This is a genomic window from Phenylobacterium sp. (assembly GCF_036677185.1).
Classification (GTDB): Bacteria; Pseudomonadota; Alphaproteobacteria; order Caulobacterales; family Caulobacteraceae; genus Phenylobacterium.
On sequence record NZ_JAKFEN010000020.1, the window covers coordinates 1 to 18626 of the forward strand.

The window sequence follows — 18626 nt, forward strand, 5'->3', positions numbered from 1 at the left end:
GCGGCGGCGCGGGCGGTCACGCGGGGCGTCGCGGCCTTGGCGACGGGCGCGGTCGGCGCGGGCGTGGCCTCGACCGGAGCCGGGGTCGGCGTCGCGACGGCCAATTCCGTCGGCTCCGGAAGCGGGGTCGGCGGCGCCGGCGCGACGGCCACGGTGGCCGGCTGTTCGGCGATCAGGCCGTCCCGCGGCTGCATGGTGAAGTAGGCGACCCCAGCCAGCAGGGCGACAGCGGGAATGGCGATCATGGCGATGGGCGCGATGGAGCGTCGCGACGACTTGGGGGTCGACTTGGCGCGCTCCGCATAGAGCGGCGCGGCGGCGAAGGTCGAGGTGTCGTCCATCATCTGGTCCTCGCGGACGAGGTCTGGATCGATAGAGGCGGCGCGCGGCGCGTCATCCGCCGCGAAGGTGCGCTCTTCCGGCGCCACACGGGGCGCGGAGTCGAACGTCGTCGCGGGATCTTCGCGGGCGAAATCCTCGGCGGTGAACTTGGGGCGGGCGAACGGGCTATATTCGGTCGACATATCAGACCTCCCAGGTCGTTGGTCGGAGATGAGAACGAGCTCGACGTTCACATGTTCCGTGATTTCCAACGTCACGCTTGATCAAGACCGTGTCTTAGTTGCCGCAGTTCCTGAAATTATACTGTTTTTTGACCGTGAAATTTTTTCCAACAGTGAAGTTTCATTTTCATCGATTGTCAAAGAACTTCCAAATTCGCGCCACAGTCTGGCGATTGCCGCCGCCTCGTCGCCACAATTGACGGCCGAGCTTGCCAAGGTGTCAGGATGTTCTTGACGAGCGGCGCGTAAGGATATACCTGACAGTCAGGACAAACCTGACGAGGCGCGCCATGAGCGAGGTTCCTCCAAACAAGTTCCTGTTCGGCGAGGACTCGTCCTCGACCTTCTATTGCTCGTTCTGTCTGAAGTCGCAGCACGAGGTGGAGAAGCTGATCGCCGGCCCCGGCATGATCACGATCTGCGACGCCTGCGTCGGCCTCTGCAACGAGTACCTGGCCGGCCGCACACCTGACCTCTCCCACTTCACGCCGCCCGACCAGCTTCCGGCCGAACGCTTGCTGGCCCAACTCCCGGCCGTTGAGGCCGTGCGCAAGGGCAAGGGTAACCAGCTTCAATGGGTGGTCGACCAGCTCCGGTCGCGTGAGGTGAGCTGGGCCCAGATCGGAGAGGCCCTGGGCATTTCGCGTCAATCGGCCTGGGAGCGGTTTTCTTAACCAAGCACTGAGTCCTTTCCGCCACGGTCGGGTTCGCCTGAGACGGGTGCGACGCTTCGCATCCATGGCTCAGCTTGACCCGCGCTCACGGCCCCCGCCAAGGTGAGCGCGCGTCGGAGGGAATGCATGCGACTGAAGGCCCGGCTCGAACGTGACTGGCGCTTCATGCGCGGGCTCAATCGCACCTTGAAGCGCGTGAAGACCATCGCGCCGTCCTCGCCCAACCTGATCTGCGACGACCTGCAGACGGCGGTGGAGACCTGGCGCGACAGGCCCGCGCTCACCTTCGAGGGCAAGACCCTCACCTATGGGGAGATGGACGCCGTCGCCAACCGCTTCGCCCATTGGGCCAAGGGGATGAACATCCGGCGCGGTCAGGTGGTGGCGCTGTTCCTGCCCAACCGGCTGGAATATTTCCCGATCTGGTATGGGCTGTCGAAAATCGGGGTGGTCACCGCCCTGATCAACAACCAACTCGCGGGTCTGCCCCTGGCCCACTGCCTGAACATCTCGGGCGCGGCCCATGTGATTGTCGATGGCGAGACCTCGCCGGCGTTCGAGCAGGCCAAGACTCTGCTGGAGCGGCCCATGCAGCAATGGGTCCTGGGGCAGGCGCATGGCGACCAGCGCGACCTCGTCCAGGCGCTGAAGAGCTGCAGCCAGCTCCCCCCCGACCGCTCGGTGCGCGAGGGCATGACCGCCAAGGACACCGCGCTCTATATCTATACGAGCGGCACGACCGGCCTGCCGAAGGCCGCGCGGATCACCCATGTCCGGGCCCAGCTCTATATGCGCGCCTTCGCCGGCGCGACGGGGGCGACGGCCAAGGATCGGATCTATGTGGCCTTGCCCCTCTATCACGCCACCGGCGGTCTTTGCGGCCTGGGCGCGGCCTTGCTGAATGGCGGCTCGGCGGTGGTGAAGAAGAAGTTCTCCGCCAGCCACTTCTGGTCCGACGTGGTCGCCGAGGGCTGCACGATGTTCGTCTATATCGGCGAGCTGTGCCGCTATCTGGTCAACCATCCCGAGGTCGAGGACGAGCACGGCCACAAGATCCGCCTGGCTTTCGGCAATGGCCTGCGCGGCGACGTCTGGGCCGAGATGAGGACGCGGTTCAGGATCCCGGAGATCCTGGAGTTCTACGGCTCCACCGAGGGCAATGTCTCGCTGTTCAATTTCGACGGCAAGGTGGGCGCGATCGGCCGGGCGCCCAAGTGGCTGCGCAACAAGTTCAGCGTGCGTCTGGTCCAGTTCGACGTCGAGACCGAGGAGCCGGTGCGCGGCATGAATGGTCTGTGCATCGAGTGCGGCCCGGGCCAGGTCGGCGAGTGTATCGGTCAGATCGGCGGCGATGCGCGCACCGCCTATACCGGCTATGTCGACAAGGCCGCGTCCGAGAAGAAGATCCTGCACGACGTCTTCGAGCGCGGCGACGGCTGGTTCCGCACCGGCGACCTGATGCGCATGGACGCCGACGGCTACTTCTATTTCGTCGACCGGATCGGAGACACCTTCCGCTGGAAGGGCGAGAACGTCTCCACCAACGAGGTGGCGGAACGTCTGGCCGCCGTGCCCGGCGTGGCCGAGGCCAATGTCTACGGCGTCACTGTCGAAGGCGCTGACGGCCGCGCCGGCATGGCGGGCCTGGTGGTCGAGTCAGGGTTTGACATCAAGCAGTTCGGGGAACAGGTCGCCCGCGACCTACCGCCCTACGCCCAGCCGGTCTTCGTCCGCATCCTGCCGGCCATCGAGACCACCGGCACCTTTAAGCACCGCAAGATGGACCTGGTGGCTGACGGCTTCGATCCCGGGAAGGTCCGGGGCGCGATCTTCTGGCGCGACCCGGTGAAGGGCTACATCAAGCTGACCAAGCCAGGCTTCGAGAAACTCTCCGCCGGCGGGGTGAAGCTCTAGATCGCGTCCTGCGCGCCACGCCGGACTCGCCTATATCTGCGCCATGACCATCGACGTCACCACCCCGGCGCCCCTGCAGGGCGCGGCCCTGATCAAGGACGAGGTCCGGCGCCTGCCCGACGCCCCGGGCGTCTACCGGATGATCGGCGAGGACGGCGAGGTTCTCTATGTGGGCAAGGCCCGCTCGCTGAAGAAGCGGGTGCTGCAGTACGCCCAGGGCCGCTTCCACACCCAGCGTATCGCCCTGATGGTCGACCTGACCCGGTCGATGGAGTTCGTCACGGTCCGCACCGAGACCGACGCCCTGCTGCTCGAAATCAACCTGATCAAGCAGATGAAGCCGCGCTTCAACGTCCTGCTGCGCGACGACAAGAGCTTCCCGGAGATCGTCATCCGGCGGGAACATCCCGCCGCCCAGCTCCGCAAGCACCGCGGCGCCCACACCATCAAGGGCGACTATTTCGGCCCCTTCGCCTCGGCCCACTCGGTCACCAAGACCCTGAACACCTTGCAGAAGGCCTTCCTGCTGCGGTCCTGCTCGGACAGCGTCTACGAGAGCCGCACCCGCCCCTGCATGCTGCACCAGATCAAGCGCTGCGCCGCGCCCTGCACGGGCCTGGTCAGCCTGGAGGACTATGGCGGCCTGGTCGACCAGGCCGAGGCCTTCCTGCGCGGCAAGAGCCGGGCGGTGATGAAGACCTTGTCGGACCAGATGCAGGCGGCCTCGGACGACATGGAGTTCGAGCGCGCCGCGCGGCTGCGCGATCGGATTCGGGCCCTGGCCTCCGTCGCCCAGGAGACCCAGGTCAATCCCGAGACCATCGAGGAGGCCGACGTCTTCGCCCTGCACGCCGAGGGCGGCCAGGCCTGCGTCCAGGTGTTCTTCTTCCGGGCCGGGCAGAACTGGGGCAACCGCGCCTACTTCCCCCGGGTCGACAAGTCCGACGAGGACCCGGACGTGATGAGCGCGTTCCTGGGCCAGTTCTACGACGATAAGCCGATCCCGCGGCTGATCCTGACCAGCATCGAACCGGCCGAGCGCGAGTTGCTGTGCGAGGCCTTCGGCCTGAAGGCCGGCCGCAAGGTGACCATCGACCGCCCGCGGCGGGGCGAGAAGCGCCAGCTCGTCGACCACGCGCTCACCAACGCTCGCGAGGCCCTAGGCCGCAAGATGGCCGAGAGCTCGGCCCAGTCGAAGCTGCTGGCCGGCGTGTGCGAAGCCTTCGGCCTGGACGGCAATCCCGAGCGCATCGAGGTCTATGACAACGCCCACATCATGGGGACCAACGCGGTCGGCGGCATGATCGTCGCGGGCCCCGACGGCTTCCAGAAGAGCCAGTACCGCAAGTTCAACATCAAGGGGACGGAGCTCACCCCCGGCGACGACTACGGCATGATGAAGGAGGTGATGCGTCGCCGCTTCGCCCGTCTGGTCAAGGAAGAGGAGGCCGGGGAGGGCGCGATCCGCCCCGACCTGGTGCTGGTGGACGGCGGCGCGGGCCAGCTCGCCGCGGTGACCGAGGTCATGGCCGACCTGGGCGTGGACGACATCGCCGTGGTGGGAGTCGCCAAGGGGCCCGACCGCGACGCGGGACTTGAGCGGTTCTTCATCGAGGGTAAGCCGCCCTTCATGCTGGAGCCCAAGTCGCCGGTTCTCTACTACCTGCAGCGCCTGCGCGACGAGGCTCACCGGTTCGCCAACGGCAGCCATCGCACCCGCCGCTCGATGGACATCAAGAAGAACCCGCTCGACGAGATCGAGGGGGTCGGTCCCGGCCGCAAGCGGGCCTTGCTGCACGCCTTCGGCTCCGCTCGCGGCGTGTCGCGGGCCTCGGTGGACGACCTGGCCAAGGTCGAGGGGGTCAGCGAGCCCCTGGCCCAGCGAATTTTCGACTACTTCCGCAAGGGTTGAGCGGGAACGTTTGGCGCGGCCGGACGCTGCGGTAAGCTGAAGCTCAATTCCGCCGGAGACCGCCCATGTCCGCTCGCGCCATCCTCGCCTTCGCGGCCCTAGCCAGTCTGGCGCCCGCCATCGGCCAGGCCAGTTCTCCCGACGCCTGGGCGGCCTTCCGCGCCGACGTCGCCGCCAAGTGCCTGGCCGCGGCCCAGGCGACCGGGATGAAGGCACCCGAGGTCATCGTCCACCCGCTGGGCACCGAGGCCTATGGCGTGGCTGTGCTTCGAGAGGGCGCGGACAAGCGAATCTGCATCTATGGAAAACAGTCTAAGAAGGTCGAGCTGACGCCGGCCACCTGAGTCACGCGCGCCCTAGGACCGACATGAAAGCCCTTCCCAACATCCTGACCTCGCTGCGGCTGGTCCTGACCCTGTTCGTCTTCCTGGCCCTGGCCGCGGCGGCGGGCGCCGTGCCCTATGTCAGCGAGCGGCTCACCCCCGAGATGCAGTTCGGCCTGCAGCGTTGGGCCTTCTGGTCGTTCGTGATCGCCGCGGTGACCGACTTCTTCGACGGCTGGTTGGCGCGCAAACTTGACGCGGTCTCCGTCTGGGGCGCGATCCTCGACCCCATCGGCGACAAGGTGCTGGTCTGCGGCGCGATCCTGGGCCTGCTGGCCCTGGGCGGCCAGCCGATGGTCGTGCTGCCGGCGGGCCTGATGCTGTTCCGCGAGTTCACGGTCAGCGCCCTGCGCGAGGTCGGCGCCGGCAAGGGCGTGAAGCTGCCGGTCACCCTGTTGGCCAAGTGGAAGACGACGCTGCAGCTCACCGCGCTCGCCGCCGAGATGCTGTCGTCATCCTGGGCGGCCTTCGACCTGCCCGCCGATCCGTCCATCCAGGCGCCGGTGACGCTGTTGGCGCACACCCTGATGTGGGTGGCGACGGTGGTCACCCTCATCACCGGCGCCCAGTACTGGGAACAGACGCGCAAGGCGTTGTCGGCGCAGTAGGGCGCAACATTTCCAAAACGGTGTCATCCCGGAAAGCGCGCAGCGCTTGTCCGGGACCCATAGACACCGGATCAAGCAAGACGCGGCGCGGCTTCGCCTCATCCGATCGCCCTCAGCGCGTATGGGTCCCGGTCTTGCTGCGCAAACCGGGATGACAGCGGTTGCTGCTACGCCGGCGCCTTGGCCGGCGCCCGGGCCTTCACCCGCTCGACCCAGGCGGCGATGTTCTTGTTGTCGGGGTTGAGCGGCTGACCGACCGTGCCGCCGAACTGAACGAAGCAGAACAGCAGGATGTCGGCCAGGGTGAAGCGCTCGCCCGCCACCCAGGTCTTGCCGGTCATCAGCCCGTCCAGCCAGGTCAGTTTTTCCTGGGTGAGGGCCTTCAGGTCGTCGGCGGCGTGGGGGATGGTCCGCATGCGGCTCTGGAACAGGGGCAGGCCCTCGGCGTAGCGGAAGCCGTTGGCGAGCGGTTCGCAGATATTGAGGTCGATGCGACGCAGCCACATGCGGGTCTCCGCGCGCTCTTCCGGCGTCGTGCCGATCAGTCGCGGGTTGGGGAACTTTTCCTCTAGGTATTCGCAGATCGGGATGATCTCGGACAGATGGCCGCCGCCGTCCATCTCCAGGCAGGGCGACTGGCCCGCGGGGTTCTTTTCCAAGTAGGGAGCCTGGCGGTTCTCGCCGGCCATGATGTCGACCTTGACCGTGTCGAGGGTGACGCCCTTCTCGGCCAGGAACATCGCCACGACAGCCGGATTGGGGCCGATGGAAGAGTAGAGTTTCATGCTGTCCTCCCAGGATCTGGTTGGCGGCATTCAGAACAAGCTTCCCCCAGGGCGTTCAAGCCCCTTTCGGTCGCCTCATGACATTGGGTTGGCCTGGGCCGGCGGCGGTTCGTCGGGCAGGGGAATGAACTCATCGTGGTCGGCGTCGGGCAGCTTCATCCGCCCGGCTCGCCAGTCGGCCTTGGCCTGCTCGATGCGGTCCTTGGACGAGGAGACGAAGTTCCAGTCGATGAACCGCGGCCCGATCGGCTCGCCGCCCAGCAGCATGACGATGGCGTCGTTCACCGCGGTGAACAGCACCGGCTGACCGGGTTCGAACACCAGCATCTGGCCCTCGTGGTACTGGCGTCCGTCCACCTCGACCAGGCCCTGGGCGACATAGGCCGCGCGTTCGGGATACTCCGCCGGCAGCTGCGCCTGGGCGCCGGGCTTCAGCGCCCAGTGGACGTAGAACATCGGAGAGTGGGTCTTGACCGGCGAGCTCGCGCCGAAGGCCTGGCCGGCGATGAGCCGCGCCCACATGCCGTTCGCCTCGTAGGTCGGCAGGACTTCGGGGGCGTAGTGGTCGAAGCTGGGGGCGGTCTCCTCATCCTCGACCGGCAGGGCGATCCAGGCCTGGATGCCGTTCATCGATCCGCCCTGGGCGCGCAGGGTCTCGAATCGCTCGGAATGGGTGATGCCCGAGCCCGCCGTCATCCAGTTCACCTCGCCCGGCCGGATCGGCTGGGTGACGCCCACCGAGTCGCGATGGGTCATCTCGCCCTCGAACAGGTAGGAGAGGGTCGACAGTCCGATATGCGGATGCGGCCGCACGTCCACATTCGCCGGGAAGCCCGCCTGGAACCGCGCCGGGCCCATGTGGTCGAAGAAGATGAAGGGCCCGACCATCCGCCGCCGGGCATAGGGCAGGACCCGGCCGACCTCGAACCCGCCCAGGTCCTTGCGCCGCTGATCAATGACAAGGTCGATCATGGTTGGGCTCCAACTTCATCCGCCATCCGACATTGACCGGTCAGAGCGGCGCGGAGAAGGCGCCCACGACCAGATCGCCGCGGCGACGCCGAATTGCGCGAGATCAAAGCGCCGGCGCCGTCCGGCATGGTGTTGAACAATATGTCCATCTCGAACTCCAAGACAGCCTATGGCTGGGCGGCCATCGCCCTTCACTGGATCAGCGCGATTTCCGTCGTGGCGCTCTATCTTCTGGGCGAGCAGATGGAGGAGGCCGCCGACAGAGCGGAGAAGCTCGCGGCCCAGGATCTACACGTGTCGGTGGGCGTTCTGCTGTTCACGTTTCTTGCGGCGCGGCTGCTATGGTCGGCGTCCCAGCCTTCGCCCGCGCCACTGGAACCCAACCGCTGGCTCCGAATTCTCGCCGCGGCGGTCCAAGGCCTGTTCCTACTGATGATTGCGGTCCTGATCATCACCGGCCCGCTGGCCGTCTGGTCCACGACCCGCCCTCTCGAGGTGTTTGACCTTCTCTCCATCCCCAGCCCCTTCCCGAACCGCGTCGCCTGGCTGCACGAGCTGTGCGAGGAAGTGCATGGGACCGCGACCAAGCTCTTCTGGCCGCTGATCGCCCTTCACGTCGCCGGTGCGCTTAAGCACTTGGTCTTCGACCGCGATCGGACGCTTCAAAGGATGCTCTGGGTTCGCGGGACCCAGGACTCGGCGTGATCGCCGGCCAGCTGTTGGGGGATGGATGAGCCGACTGCACAGAGAATTTCACCTGATCGAGCGAGTGGGCTGGCTGCGCGCCGCGGTCCTGGGGGCCAACGACGGCGTCGTTTCGACCGCCAGCCTGATCGTGGGGGTGGCGGCGGCGTCCCAGGGGCGCAGCGAGATCCTGGTGGCGGGCGTGGCCGGTCTGGTGGCCGGCGCCATGTCCATGGCGGCCGGCGAGTACGTTTCCGTCAGCTCCCAAGCCGACACGGAAAAGGCTGATCTGGCCCGGGAAGCGGCCGAACTGTCCAACCAGCCTGAGTTCGAATTGCGGGAGCTGACCCGCATCTATGCCGACCGCGGCGTCGAGCCGCGACTCGCACGGACAGTCGCCGCCCAGCTCATGGCGAAGGACGCGCTGGGCGCCCATGCTCGCGACGAGCTCGGAATATCGGCGGCCTCGACGGCCAGGCCCATCCAGGCGGCCGTCACCTCGGCCATGACGTTCGCCGGCGGCGCGGCGCTGCCCCTCGTCGCGGCCCTGGCGTCGCCGTCGGCCGTCGTCGTGCCGGTCGTGTCGGCCGCCTCGATCGCGTTCCTGGCGCTGCTGGGGGCCGTGGGGGCGCGGGCGGGTGGCGCGCCGTTGCTGAAGGCGATCTTGCGCGTGACCTTCTGGGGAGGTTTCGCCATGGCGCTCACCGCCGGCGTGGGCGCGATCTTCGGCGTCGCCGCCTGAGCCCATGCGCGGGCCCGCCATCAGCCGTGAGGGTTGTCGAAGATCTCCTCCACCGCCAGGGCGAACGCGGCGGCGATCCGATAGGCAAGATCGAGAGACGGGTCGTGTTTGCCACCCTCCAGGGCGATCACCGCCTGGCGCGACACCCCCACCCGGCGGCCCAGGTCCTCCTGGGTCCAGCCGCGCGCGGTCCTCAGGATCTTGAGTTGGTTGCGCATCAGCGGCTGGTGCGCACGAACGGCGAAATGACCCCGAAGGCCGCCCAAAACAGCAGGTAGACGTACCAGCCGGGCGCATGGGGCGCGTCGGCATAGCTCTCCAGATAGCCCCAGGCGCTGAAGGCGGCCATGGCCACGCCGGCCGCCAGGATGAAGCGCTTGGCGGTGATGGCGCGCACGAACTCATCGCTGTCGTGCATCAGGGCCAGCGTGGCCCACATCTGCCCCGCCACGGGCGCCGCCACCGCCAGCCCCAGCAGCCAGGCGCCCGGACGGGTCAGGTCGTCGAAGGCGCCGCCGATCGCCGCCACGTTGATGGCGACGTAGCCGCCCATGAACAGGAGGCTGCGGATAAGGTACCTGCGGTTCGGAAGGTCGATGGCCATGGCGCGGCTCCAGCGAATGTAAGGATCACCTTACATTCACCGAATGTCAGGTCAACCTTACATATCGCAAGGCCGCCGGCGGATCAGCCGTGGCTGCTGACGTAGGGACTGATCAGTCCCAGGGGCGCGGCGGTGGTGTGCTTGACCGAGCGGATCACGATCCGGCTCTCGATGTTCGAGACCAGGCCCAGCGACAGGATCTTGTCGCGCAGGAAGTCGTCGAAGGCGTGCATGTCGCGGGTGACGATGCGCAGTTCGTAGTCGGCCGCGCCGGTGACGGTGGCGCACTGCACCACTTCCGGAAGCTTGCCGATGGCGGTCTCGAAGGCGTCGAGGTTGTCCTTGGTCGGCAGCGACAGCTTGACGGTGCAATAGACCTCGAAGCCGAGGCCCAGCAGTTCGCGGTCCAGGATGGTCACCCGGCGCTGGATGACGCCCGAATCTTCCAGGCGTTTGATGCGCCGCCAGCACGGGCTGGAGGACAATCCGACCCGTTCTGCGATCTCGGCGACCGAAAGGCCGGCGTCATGCTGGATCAGGTCCAAAATCTTGGCATCGACGGCGTCGAGGGCCTCGGACAAGTTTTCCTCCTTCATACGACGCATATGAGCGTCATTCTTGCCCCGGAACCCATGGCGAGGGGCACGCCTTTAGCAAGCAATTGCATCGCACTTATATGATCTTCTATTGGCACTAGGGAGCCGAAAAGGAAAGATATTGCTATGCGCCACGCAGATGTGACGCTCGACGACAAATTCCTGCTCAAAGAAGGTCGCGTCTTCATCACCGGGGTTCAGGCGCTCCTGCGCGTGATGATGGACCAGCGCCGCCTGGATGTGATCGCGGGCCTGAACACCGCCGGATTTGTCTCGGGATATCGTGGCTCCCCGCTTGGCGGACTGGATCAACAGGCCGGTCGGGCGAAGAAGTTCCTCCAGGAGGCCCAGGTGGTCTTCAAGGAAGGCCTGAACGAAGACCTGGCGGCCACGGCCGTCTGGGGCAGCCAGCAGGCCAATCTGTTCCCCGGCGCCAAGTTCGATGGCGTCACCGGCATGTGGTACGGCAAGGCGCCCGGCGTCGACCGGACGGGCGACGCCTTCAAGCACGCCAATTTCGCCGGGACTTGGCCGAAAGGCGGAGTCCTCGCCGTGGCCGGCGACGACCACACCTGCAAATCCTCCACCCTGCCGTCGCAGTCGGAATTCGCCTTCCAGGACTTCGAGATGCCGGTGCTGTCGCCGGCCGACGTGCAGGAGGTGCTCGACTACGGCCTGTTGGGCATCGCCATGTCGCGGTTCTCAGGCCTGTGGGTCGGGCTGATCGCGCTGGCCGACACCATGGACTCCGGCGTCACCATCGACATCTCGCTGGACCGCCACAAGATCGTGGTCCCGACCAACTTCAAGTTCCCGGCCGGCGGGGTCGGTATCCGGCTGAAGGATCAGCCCCTGGACAAGGAGCGCCGCCTGCGGACGCTCAAGATCCCGGCGGCGCTGGCCTTCGCCCGCGCCAACCGCATCGACCGGGTCATGCTGGGCTCGAACCGGCCCCGGCTGGGCATCGTCTGCCAGGGCCAGGCCTACAAGGACGTGATCGAGGCTTTCTCGGCCATGGGTATCACCAGCCAGCAGGCCTCGGACCTGGGCGTCGCCATCTATAAGGTCGGCATGCCCTGGCCCCTGGAGCCGACGGGCCTTCGCGCCTTCGCCGCCGGCCTCGAGACCATGATGGTCATCGAGCACAAGCGGTCGCTGATCGAGACCCAGGCCCGCGCGGCCCTCTACGACCTGCCGGCCCACGCGCGGCCCAAGATCGTCGGCAAGACCGACGAGCAGGGCCACCCCCTGCTTTCGGAACTTAGCGCCCTGTCCGTGGCCGAGGTGGCCCTGGCCATCGCCGACCGGCTTCCCCCCGGCCCGCACATGGAGCGGGTCCACGACTACCTCTCCCGCGTCTCGGCCGCCTCCATGGCCGCCGTGACCCTGGCCGCGGAACAGCAGCGCAAACCGTTCTTCTGCTCGGGCTGCCCGCACAACTCCTCGACCCGCCTGCCGGAAGGCTCGCGCGCCCTGGCCGGGATCGGCTGCCACTACATGGCCAGCTTCTCCGATCCCTCCACCGACCTGAACAGCCACATGGGCGGCGAGGGTTTGACCTGGGTCGGCTCGGCGCCGTTCACCACCGAACCTCATGTGTTCGTGAACCTGGGCGATGGCACCTACAACCACTCCGGCTCCCTGGCGATCCGCGCCTCGATCGCCGCCGACAGTCACGTCACCTACAAGCTGCTGTTCAACGACGCGGTGGCCATGACCGGCGGCCAGGCGGCCGAGAGCGGCTTCACGCCGGCCCAGATCACCCGCCAGCTCGCCGCCGAAGGCGTGGCCAAGACGGTGATCGTCGCCGACGACCCGACCCGCTACGCCGGCGCCGTCGACTTGGCCCCCGGCGTTGAGGTGCGACCGCGCTCGGAGCTGATCATCGTGCAGCGCGAGTTGCGCGACACCCCCGGCACCACGGTCCTGCTCTATGATCAGGTCTGCGCCAACGAGAAGCGCCGGCGCCGCAAGCGCGGCAAGATGGAGACCGCGACGAAGCGGGTGTTCATCAATCCGCTGGTCTGCGAGGGCTGCGGCGACTGTTCCAAGACGTCCAACTGCGTCTCCGTCGAGCCGTTGAACACCGAGTTCGGCCGCAAGCGGCGGATCAACCAGTCGAGCTGCAACACCGACTATTCGTGCCTCGACGGCTTCTGCCCGTCCTTCGTCACCATCGAAGGCGGCGAGAATGCCCAGGCCAAGGCCATGCCGGCGCTGACGGCGGACTCCACGCCCTTGCCGACCTTCGAGCCGCTGGAGGGGGTGCGCAACATCGTCTTCACCGGCATCGGCGGGACCGGCGTGACCACCGTCGCCTCGATCCTGGCCATGGCCGCCCACGTAGACGGCCGCGCCTCGTCGGTGGTGGACATGACGGGCCTCGCCCAGAAGGGCGGGGCGGTGTTCTCCCACGTCCGGATCGGCGAGACCGAGGACAGCGTGGTCGGCGGGCGCGTCCCGGCGGCTTCGGCCCACGTGCTGATCGCCTGCGACATCCTTTCGGCGGCCGGCGCCGACGCCCTGGCTCTCTACGCCAAGGACCGCACCGTGGCCTGCGGCAACGAGGACTTCTCGCCCACCGCCGACTTCGTCACCGACCGCGACGTGCGCTTCGATTCCAAGAGCATGTCGGGCCGCATCAAGGCCGCCACCAAATCTTATGACGAATGCCCGGCGCACCACCTGGCCGAGACCACTTTCGGGGATGCGATCTATTCCAACATGATCATGGTCGGTTTCGCCTGGCAGAAGGGCCTGATCCCGCTGTCGTCGCGGGCTATCTACCGCGCGATCCGGCTGAACGGCGTCCAGGCCGAAGCTAACCTCCAGGCCTTCGAAATGGGCCGCAAGGTGGCGCACGATCCCTCGGCCCGAGGCCCGGCCGAGGCCGACGTCCCGACGCCCGAGACCATGCCGCTGGCCGACCTGATCGCCCATCGCGGCCACGAGCTCACCGCCTACCAGAACGCCGCCTACGCAAGGCGCTATCTGGAACGCGTGGAACAAGTCGCGAAGGCCGAGGCCCCCTTCGGTTCGGAGGCCCTGACCCGCGCGGTGGCGACCAACCTCTACAAGCTGATGGCCTATAAGGACGAGTACGAGGTGGCCCGCCTCTATACCGACGGCCGGTTCGCCGCGGAGCGGAACGCGACCTTCAAGGGCGGTAAGACCACGGTCTGGCTTTCCCCGCCCTTGCTCGCGCCCAAGGGTCCGGACGGCAAGCCGAAGAAAATTCAGTTCGGCGGCTGGATGCTGGATGCGGCCTTCCCCCTGATGGCCAGGATGAAAGGCCTGCGTGGCACCGCCCTCGACATCTTCGGCTACACCGACGAGCGGAAGATGGAGCGGCGCCTGATCGACGAATACCAGGCCGGCCTCGACAAGATCCTGGCGGGCCTCACCGCCAAGACCCTGCCGACCGCGATCCAGATCGCCGCCGTGCCGCAGGCCATCCGCGGCTACGGCCACATCAAGGACACCTCGGTGAAGGTCGCCAAGGCCGACGAGGCCAAGCTGTGGCGCGAGTGGGAGAAGGCGGCGGCCTAGACCGCCGCCTCCAACCTCACGCCGCGCGGGCGAGCAGGGCCTCGTCGCCGATCGACAGGGGCTTGGCGTTGGCGCGCTCGGCGAGCAGGGCCTTCTCCAGGCCCGCATCGCCGCCCCGCCGGGCCGAGGCGATCAGGGTCAGGTCGATCAGGTCGCGCTGGGCGTGGCTGCCGCCGAACCGGCCGGAGCGGTTGCGGACGCCGCGTAGCCGGTCGGCCGCGATGGCGTAGGCGCCCGCGTCGAAGGCGGCGATGGCCTGGATGAGGGGCAGGCCGACATCGCGCACCATGCCGGCGTTGTCGCCCGGCGCCGCCAGGGCCTGGTCCTGCGCCGCGAGCACCGCCTTGACGCCGTCCGCGCGGCCGGCGCCGACGAAAGCCATCATGGCGTGGGCGTCGGTGAAGGCCGACATGCCGAGGACGCCTTGCTCATAGACATCGGCCAGCCGGCGCCAACGGTCGCCCACATCGACCCCCAGAAGCTTCAACCGCCAGAGCAGGGCCGCGGCGTCCAGCTTGTCGAAGTCCATGGTCGAGGCCTCACCGTAGATCGGGCCGTCATAGAGCCGCAGCACTTCGTCGGTCTCGCCCAGGCCCAGGTGGAAGAGCGCCAGGTGCCACCAGTTGTGGACCGCGAAATAGCTGTCCTGCTGCCAGCCGGTGCTCTCGCGGCGCATGAACGCGATCCCATCGGCCCGGCGGTCCTGCATTTCCATGACGTGGGCCACGGCGTGCTGGGCCCAGGCGTCAAGGGGCTGCAGCTCCAGGGCCCGGCGACCGGCGGCCTCGGCGCGGCCGTAGAAACCGCTCTCCTCCAGGCCGAAGGCGAGCATGGCCAGCACGGCGTGGTAGTCGGGCATGGCGTCCGACCAGTGGGGCAGGACGCGCGCGATCCGGTCGCGCAACATGCGCGAGTCGCCCAGCAGGAAGTCCATGAGCTGGCCGGCCTGCAGCGCCTGCAGGTCGCGCGGGTGTTCGATGGACAGATCCTCGAGGATCCGTCCGGCGTCGCGGATCTCGCCGGCGGCGACGCTGGCCAGGGCGGCCACGTGGCCGCGTTCGCGGTCGGTCCCGGCCAGGGTCTTGGCGGTCTCCAGGGCGGCGATTCCGCCCATCATGGTCTCGGGATTGGTCCCGACCAGCATCAGGTTGGCCTTGAGCACATGGGCCATGACGAAGCCGGGGCTGTCGGTGATGGCCTGCTCCAGCAGGGTGAACGGATCGCCGCCCATGCGGTGATAGAGGCTGAGCGCCTCGCAATAGGCCTGGGCGGCCTTGGGACTGGCGCCGGTCAGGGCCAGTCCGGCCTGGTCTTTCTGTGACATCTGCTTCTCCTGGTCTCGGGGCAGGGAGAGGTATTTCGTTGGGCCAATGGCCTCTAGCGGATGCGCGGTCGGTTTTGGCGGACCACAGATTTTCGTGTTATCCGAAAGACTTGGGTCAGCATCCCGTGGCGGGCTAAGCCGATGTCGAGCGAGCTACTCGAGAAAACCACACCACCGGTGCAGTCGAAGGGCGCGCGCACCCGCGAGCGCCTGCTCGACATCGCCTATGACGCGATCATCCGTAAGGGATTCAGCGCCACCTCCATCGAGGAACTGGTGGCCGAGGCCGGCATCACCAAGAGCGGTTTCTTCTACCATTTCCGCGACAAGAACGATCTCGCCCGCCAGATCCTGGAACGGTTCCACGCCGAGAACGAGATCTTTCAGCAGACCCTCATCGCCCGGGCGCGGGAGCTCTCGTCCGACCCGCTCCACGCCTATCTGATCTTCATCAAGCTCTATGCCGAGGCGATGTCGGACATGGTGACGAACCATCCGGGCTGCCTGGTGGCGACCATCACCTTCCAGGACCAGGCCTTCGACCGCGACGTCACCCGGATGAACACCGAGGGCGTTCTGGCCTGGCGCAAGACCTTCCTCGCCTGGCTGGAGGAGATCGCCGAGACCTATCCCCCCAAGCTTCCGACGGACCTCGTCGGCCTGGCGGACGGGGTCTTTGGTACGACCTCCCAGGCGCTGATCGTCTCCAAGGCCCTGGGCGACCCGAACGTGGTCGCGCGCGACCTGCTGCTCTATCGCGACCAGATCCGGCTGACCTTCGGCGGCTAGCGAACGGCCGCGCGGATCGCCGCGGTCAGCCGGTCGCGCGCGGCGTTCAGCTCAGGGGTGTCGGCGGCGGGCCAGGCGGAATTGACCACGATGATCAGCCGGTCCTCCGGGAAGGTGGTGATCGACTGGCCGAAGATTCCCTGAGCCTCGTAAGAGCCCACGGCGGGATTGATCCACCAGAAATAGCCGTAGCCGCCGTACTCCGGGTGCGCGGGGCTGACCAGGATGTGGGAGCGGGTGGCGTCGGCGGTCCAGCCCTCGGGGACCACCTGTTTCCCGCCAGCCTTGCCGCCGCCCAGGATGAACATGCCGATCCGGCCGTAGTCGCGCAGGGTCATGGACATGCAGCAGCCGCCGCGTTCGTGGCCGGCCACGTCCTCGATCCAGATGGCGTCCTGCTCCATGCCGAACGGCGCCCAGATCTTCTCCGACAGGTATTGCGACAGCGGCTTGCCCACTGCGTTGGAGACCAGGATCCCCACCAGGTCCGTCTCGCCGGTGGAATAGTGGAACTTCGAGCCGGGCGGCACGTCGCGCGGCAGGCGGCGCATATAGCTGACCACCGGATTGACCCCCGGCTCGATCACCGAGAGCCCCACCTTGGCCACGTCGGAATCGAGGCTCGTATAGTCCTCGTTCCACTTCACGCCCGAGGTCATGGTGATCAGCTGGCGCACCGTCACGCCCTCATAGCCGCCGCCCTTCAGCTCGGGGATATAGCTGGTCACCGGGTCGTCCAGGCTCTTGATGAAGCCGTCCTGGATCGCCGCGCCCACCAGGGTCGAGGTCACCGACTTGGCCACCGAGAACGAGGTCCAGCGGTCGGCAGGCTTGCGGTCCAGGCCGTAGCGCTCCAGCAGCACCTTGCCGTCCCTGATCACCAGCAGGCCCGAGACCCGGTAGGCCGCCATGAACCCTTCGATGTCGTGGGGCGTCCCGGCGATCTTGAGCTTGGGGTCCAGCGGCGTCCCGGCCGGTAGCGGGTAGACCTCCGCCCCGCGCTTGACCACTTGGTGGGCGGCGAGCGTTTCCATGGCCTTGTAGCCGGCCTGCTGCTGCTCCGGGCTCCACATCAGGATCGAGGCGCCGGCCGGCGGCGGCGAGGCCTGGGCGAGCGCCGCCGCGGGAATCAAGGCCGCCGCCACGGCCGCCAAGGCTAGTCTCATCCCACGCATCGTCCCGCTCCCCGGCTTGTCTCGTTGCGGTGAGGCTAGAGAGGGCCGGGCGGTTTGCCTATGGGGCGGGCGTCAGGTCGGTCGTTCCCAAACGGACCGCCAACGGCTACCCAGGCTCCATGGCGGATTTCGATTTCGATGCGGTGGTGGTGGGCGCGGGCGCGGTGGGCTTGGCCTGCGGATATGCGCTCAGCAAGCGCGGCCTTGTCGTGGCGGTGCTGGAGTCAGGCCCGATCATCGGCGAGGGCGTCTCGGCGCGCAATTCCGAGGTGATCCACGGCGGGCTCTACTACGCCACCGGATCGCTGAAGGCGCGGCTGTGCGTCCAGGGCCGCCGCGCGCTCTACGCCTTCCTCGACAGCCACAAGGTGGCCTACGACCGCTGTGGCAAGCTTGTGGTCGCCACCACCACCGACGAGGTCGGGCGGCTGGATTCGATCCTGGAGCAGGCCCAGGCCAACGACGTCGAGGGCATGGACCGGATGACCAAGGCGCAGGTCCTGGCCCTGGAGCCGGCGCTGGCCTGCGAGGGCGCGCTGGTCTCGCCGCAGAGCGGGGTGTTCGACAGCCACGGCTACATGCTGGCCCTGCAGGGCGAGATCGAGGCCGCCGGCGGGGCGGTGGTGACCTCGACGCCGTTCGAGGGCGCCAGCCCGCTGGAGGGCGGCGGGTTCTCGGTGCGGGCCGGCGGCGAGGAGCCGACCACGCTCACCTGCCGGCTGCTGGTCACCGCGCCGGGGCTTTCGGCCCAGGCGGTGGCGGCGACCATCGAGGGTTTTCCCAAGGCGACCATCCCGCCGCTGCACTACGGCAAGGGGGTCTATTTCCGGCTGACCGGCAAGGCGCCCTTCGCGCGGTTGATCTATCCGCCGCCGATCCACGGGGCGCTGGGCACCCACTATCGTCGTGACCTGGGCGGCCAGGCGGTGTTCGGGCCGGACCTGCAGTTCGTCGACACCCTGGACTACAGCGTCGACCCCAAGCGGGCGACAGAGTTCTACCGCTATATCCGCAAGTTCTGGCCCGGCCTGCCCGACGGCGCCCTGGCTCCCGACTATGCCGGCATCCGACCCAAGCTGCATGGCCCGGACGAGCCGCAGCCCGACTTCCGTATCGACGGGCCGCAGGCCCACGGCCTCGAAGGGCTGGTCGCCCTGTTCGGCATCGAGAGCCCTGGCCTGACCTCCTCGCTGGCGATCGGCGAAGAGGTGGCGGGCCGGCTGGGGCTCTAACCCACCATCGTCATCCTCCGGGCTCGCGAAGCGAGATCCGGGGGACCCAAGCGGCCCACCAAGCTCTGCAACTCAGCTTGGGTCCCCCGGATCGTCTTTCAGACGACCGGAGGATGACGA

Annotated in this window: 18 protein-coding genes and 1 pseudogene; 11 read left to right on the plus strand and 8 right to left on the minus strand. The window is 67.5% G+C overall.

Features of this window, described 5'->3' with window-relative positions:
* Window positions 1-524, minus strand: a pseudogene (locus V6M51_RS10575) (hypothetical protein); the annotation flags it as partial.
* Between the two features lie 58 nt (window positions 525-582).
* On the opposite strand from V6M51_RS10575, the gene V6M51_RS10580 reads away from it, so the two are divergent.
* From V6M51_RS10580 to pgsA, 6 genes are all read left to right on the plus strand, one after another.
* Window positions 583-798 carry a hypothetical protein gene (locus V6M51_RS10580; protein ID WP_332766979.1) on the plus strand — a complete coding sequence of 72 codons (216 nt, stop codon included), beginning with the start codon at window positions 583-585 and terminating at the stop codon, window positions 796-798.
* Between the two features lie 55 nt (window positions 799-853).
* Window positions 854-1237 carry a ClpX C4-type zinc finger protein gene (locus tag V6M51_RS23870; RefSeq protein ID WP_442957851.1) on the plus strand — a complete coding sequence of 128 codons (384 nt, stop codon included), beginning with the start codon at window positions 854-856 and terminating at the stop codon, window positions 1235-1237.
* Between the two features lie 126 nt (window positions 1238-1363).
* Window positions 1364-3151 carry a long-chain-acyl-CoA synthetase gene (locus tag V6M51_RS10590; protein WP_332766981.1) on the plus strand — a complete coding sequence of 596 codons (1788 nt, stop codon included), beginning with the start codon at window positions 1364-1366 and terminating at the stop codon, window positions 3149-3151.
* A 43-nt stretch (window positions 3152-3194) separates the two neighbouring features.
* Complete coding sequence (gene uvrC, locus V6M51_RS10595) at window positions 3195-5063, plus strand: excinuclease ABC subunit UvrC (protein WP_332766983.1); 1869 nt, start codon at window positions 3195-3197, stop codon at window positions 5061-5063.
* A 65-nt stretch (window positions 5064-5128) separates the two neighbouring features.
* The gene (locus V6M51_RS10600) at window positions 5129-5407 is read left to right on the plus strand and encodes a hypothetical protein (RefSeq protein WP_332766985.1); all 279 of its coding nucleotides are present in this window, start codon (window positions 5129-5131) and stop codon (window positions 5405-5407) included.
* Between the two features lie 23 nt (window positions 5408-5430).
* A complete protein-coding gene (gene pgsA, locus V6M51_RS10605) occupies window positions 5431-6054 on the plus strand; it encodes a CDP-diacylglycerol--glycerol-3-phosphate 3-phosphatidyltransferase (protein WP_332766987.1) in 624 nt (207 codons plus the stop codon).
* Window positions 6055-6221: 167 nt separating this feature from the next.
* Here pgsA and V6M51_RS10610 read toward each other — a convergent pair whose 3' ends face one another.
* Complete coding sequence (locus V6M51_RS10610; RefSeq protein WP_332766989.1) at window positions 6222-6839, minus strand: glutathione S-transferase family protein; 618 nt, start codon at window positions 6837-6839, stop codon at window positions 6222-6224.
* Between the two features lie 75 nt (window positions 6840-6914).
* Complete coding sequence (locus V6M51_RS10615; protein WP_332766990.1) at window positions 6915-7811, minus strand: pirin family protein; 897 nt, start codon at window positions 7809-7811, stop codon at window positions 6915-6917.
* 93 nt (window positions 7812-7904) lie between these two features.
* Here V6M51_RS10615 and V6M51_RS10620 point away from each other — a divergent pair, with 93 nt between their 5' ends.
* A complete protein-coding gene (locus V6M51_RS10620) occupies window positions 7905-8516 on the plus strand; it encodes a cytochrome b (protein WP_332766992.1) in 612 nt (203 codons plus the stop codon).
* 25 nt (window positions 8517-8541) lie between these two features.
* A complete protein-coding gene (locus V6M51_RS10625) occupies window positions 8542-9237 on the plus strand; it encodes a VIT1/CCC1 transporter family protein (protein WP_332766994.1) in 696 nt (231 codons plus the stop codon).
* A gap of 20 nt (window positions 9238-9257) precedes the next feature.
* On the opposite strand, the gene V6M51_RS10630 is transcribed toward V6M51_RS10625, so the two are convergent.
* From V6M51_RS10630 to V6M51_RS10640, 3 genes are all read right to left on the minus strand, one after another.
* A complete protein-coding gene (locus V6M51_RS10630; RefSeq protein WP_332766996.1) occupies window positions 9258-9455 on the minus strand; it encodes a helix-turn-helix transcriptional regulator in 198 nt (65 codons plus the stop codon).
* On the minus strand, window positions 9455-9841 hold the full coding sequence (locus tag V6M51_RS10635; protein ID WP_332766998.1) for a hypothetical protein: 387 nt from the start codon (window positions 9839-9841) through the stop codon (window positions 9455-9457). Before V6M51_RS10635 ends, V6M51_RS10630 begins: the two co-directional genes overlap by 1 nt.
* A gap of 83 nt (window positions 9842-9924) precedes the next feature.
* Complete coding sequence (locus V6M51_RS10640; protein WP_332767000.1) at window positions 9925-10422, minus strand: Lrp/AsnC family transcriptional regulator; 498 nt, start codon at window positions 10420-10422, stop codon at window positions 9925-9927.
* Between the two features lie 141 nt (window positions 10423-10563).
* Between V6M51_RS10640 and V6M51_RS10645 the strand changes: the two genes are divergently transcribed.
* A complete protein-coding gene (locus V6M51_RS10645) occupies window positions 10564-13986 on the plus strand; it encodes an indolepyruvate ferredoxin oxidoreductase family protein (RefSeq protein WP_332767002.1) in 3423 nt (1140 codons plus the stop codon).
* A gap of 16 nt (window positions 13987-14002) precedes the next feature.
* On the opposite strand, the gene V6M51_RS10650 is transcribed toward V6M51_RS10645, so the two are convergent.
* Window positions 14003-15310, minus strand: coding sequence for a tetratricopeptide repeat protein (locus V6M51_RS10650; RefSeq protein WP_332767004.1), 1308 nt, complete (start codon window positions 15308-15310; stop codon window positions 14003-14005).
* A 141-nt stretch (window positions 15311-15451) separates the two neighbouring features.
* On the opposite strand from V6M51_RS10650, the gene V6M51_RS10655 reads away from it, so the two are divergent.
* Window positions 15452-16099 carry a TetR/AcrR family transcriptional regulator gene (locus tag V6M51_RS10655; RefSeq protein ID WP_332767006.1) on the plus strand — a complete coding sequence of 216 codons (648 nt, stop codon included), beginning with the start codon at window positions 15452-15454 and terminating at the stop codon, window positions 16097-16099.
* Here the strand turns inward: V6M51_RS10655 and V6M51_RS10660 are convergent.
* Entirely contained in the window at window positions 16096-17265 is a 1170-nt protein-coding gene (locus tag V6M51_RS10660; RefSeq protein ID WP_332767008.1) for a serine hydrolase domain-containing protein, read from the minus strand. The genes V6M51_RS10655 and V6M51_RS10660 overlap by 4 nt on opposite strands.
* A gap of 128 nt (window positions 17266-17393) precedes the next feature.
* Here V6M51_RS10660 and V6M51_RS10665 point away from each other — a divergent pair, with 128 nt between their 5' ends.
* Window positions 17394-18506 carry an NAD(P)/FAD-dependent oxidoreductase gene (locus tag V6M51_RS10665; protein ID WP_332767010.1) on the plus strand — a complete coding sequence of 371 codons (1113 nt, stop codon included), beginning with the start codon at window positions 17394-17396 and terminating at the stop codon, window positions 18504-18506.
* The last annotated feature ends 120 nt before the right edge of the window (window positions 18507-18626 follow it).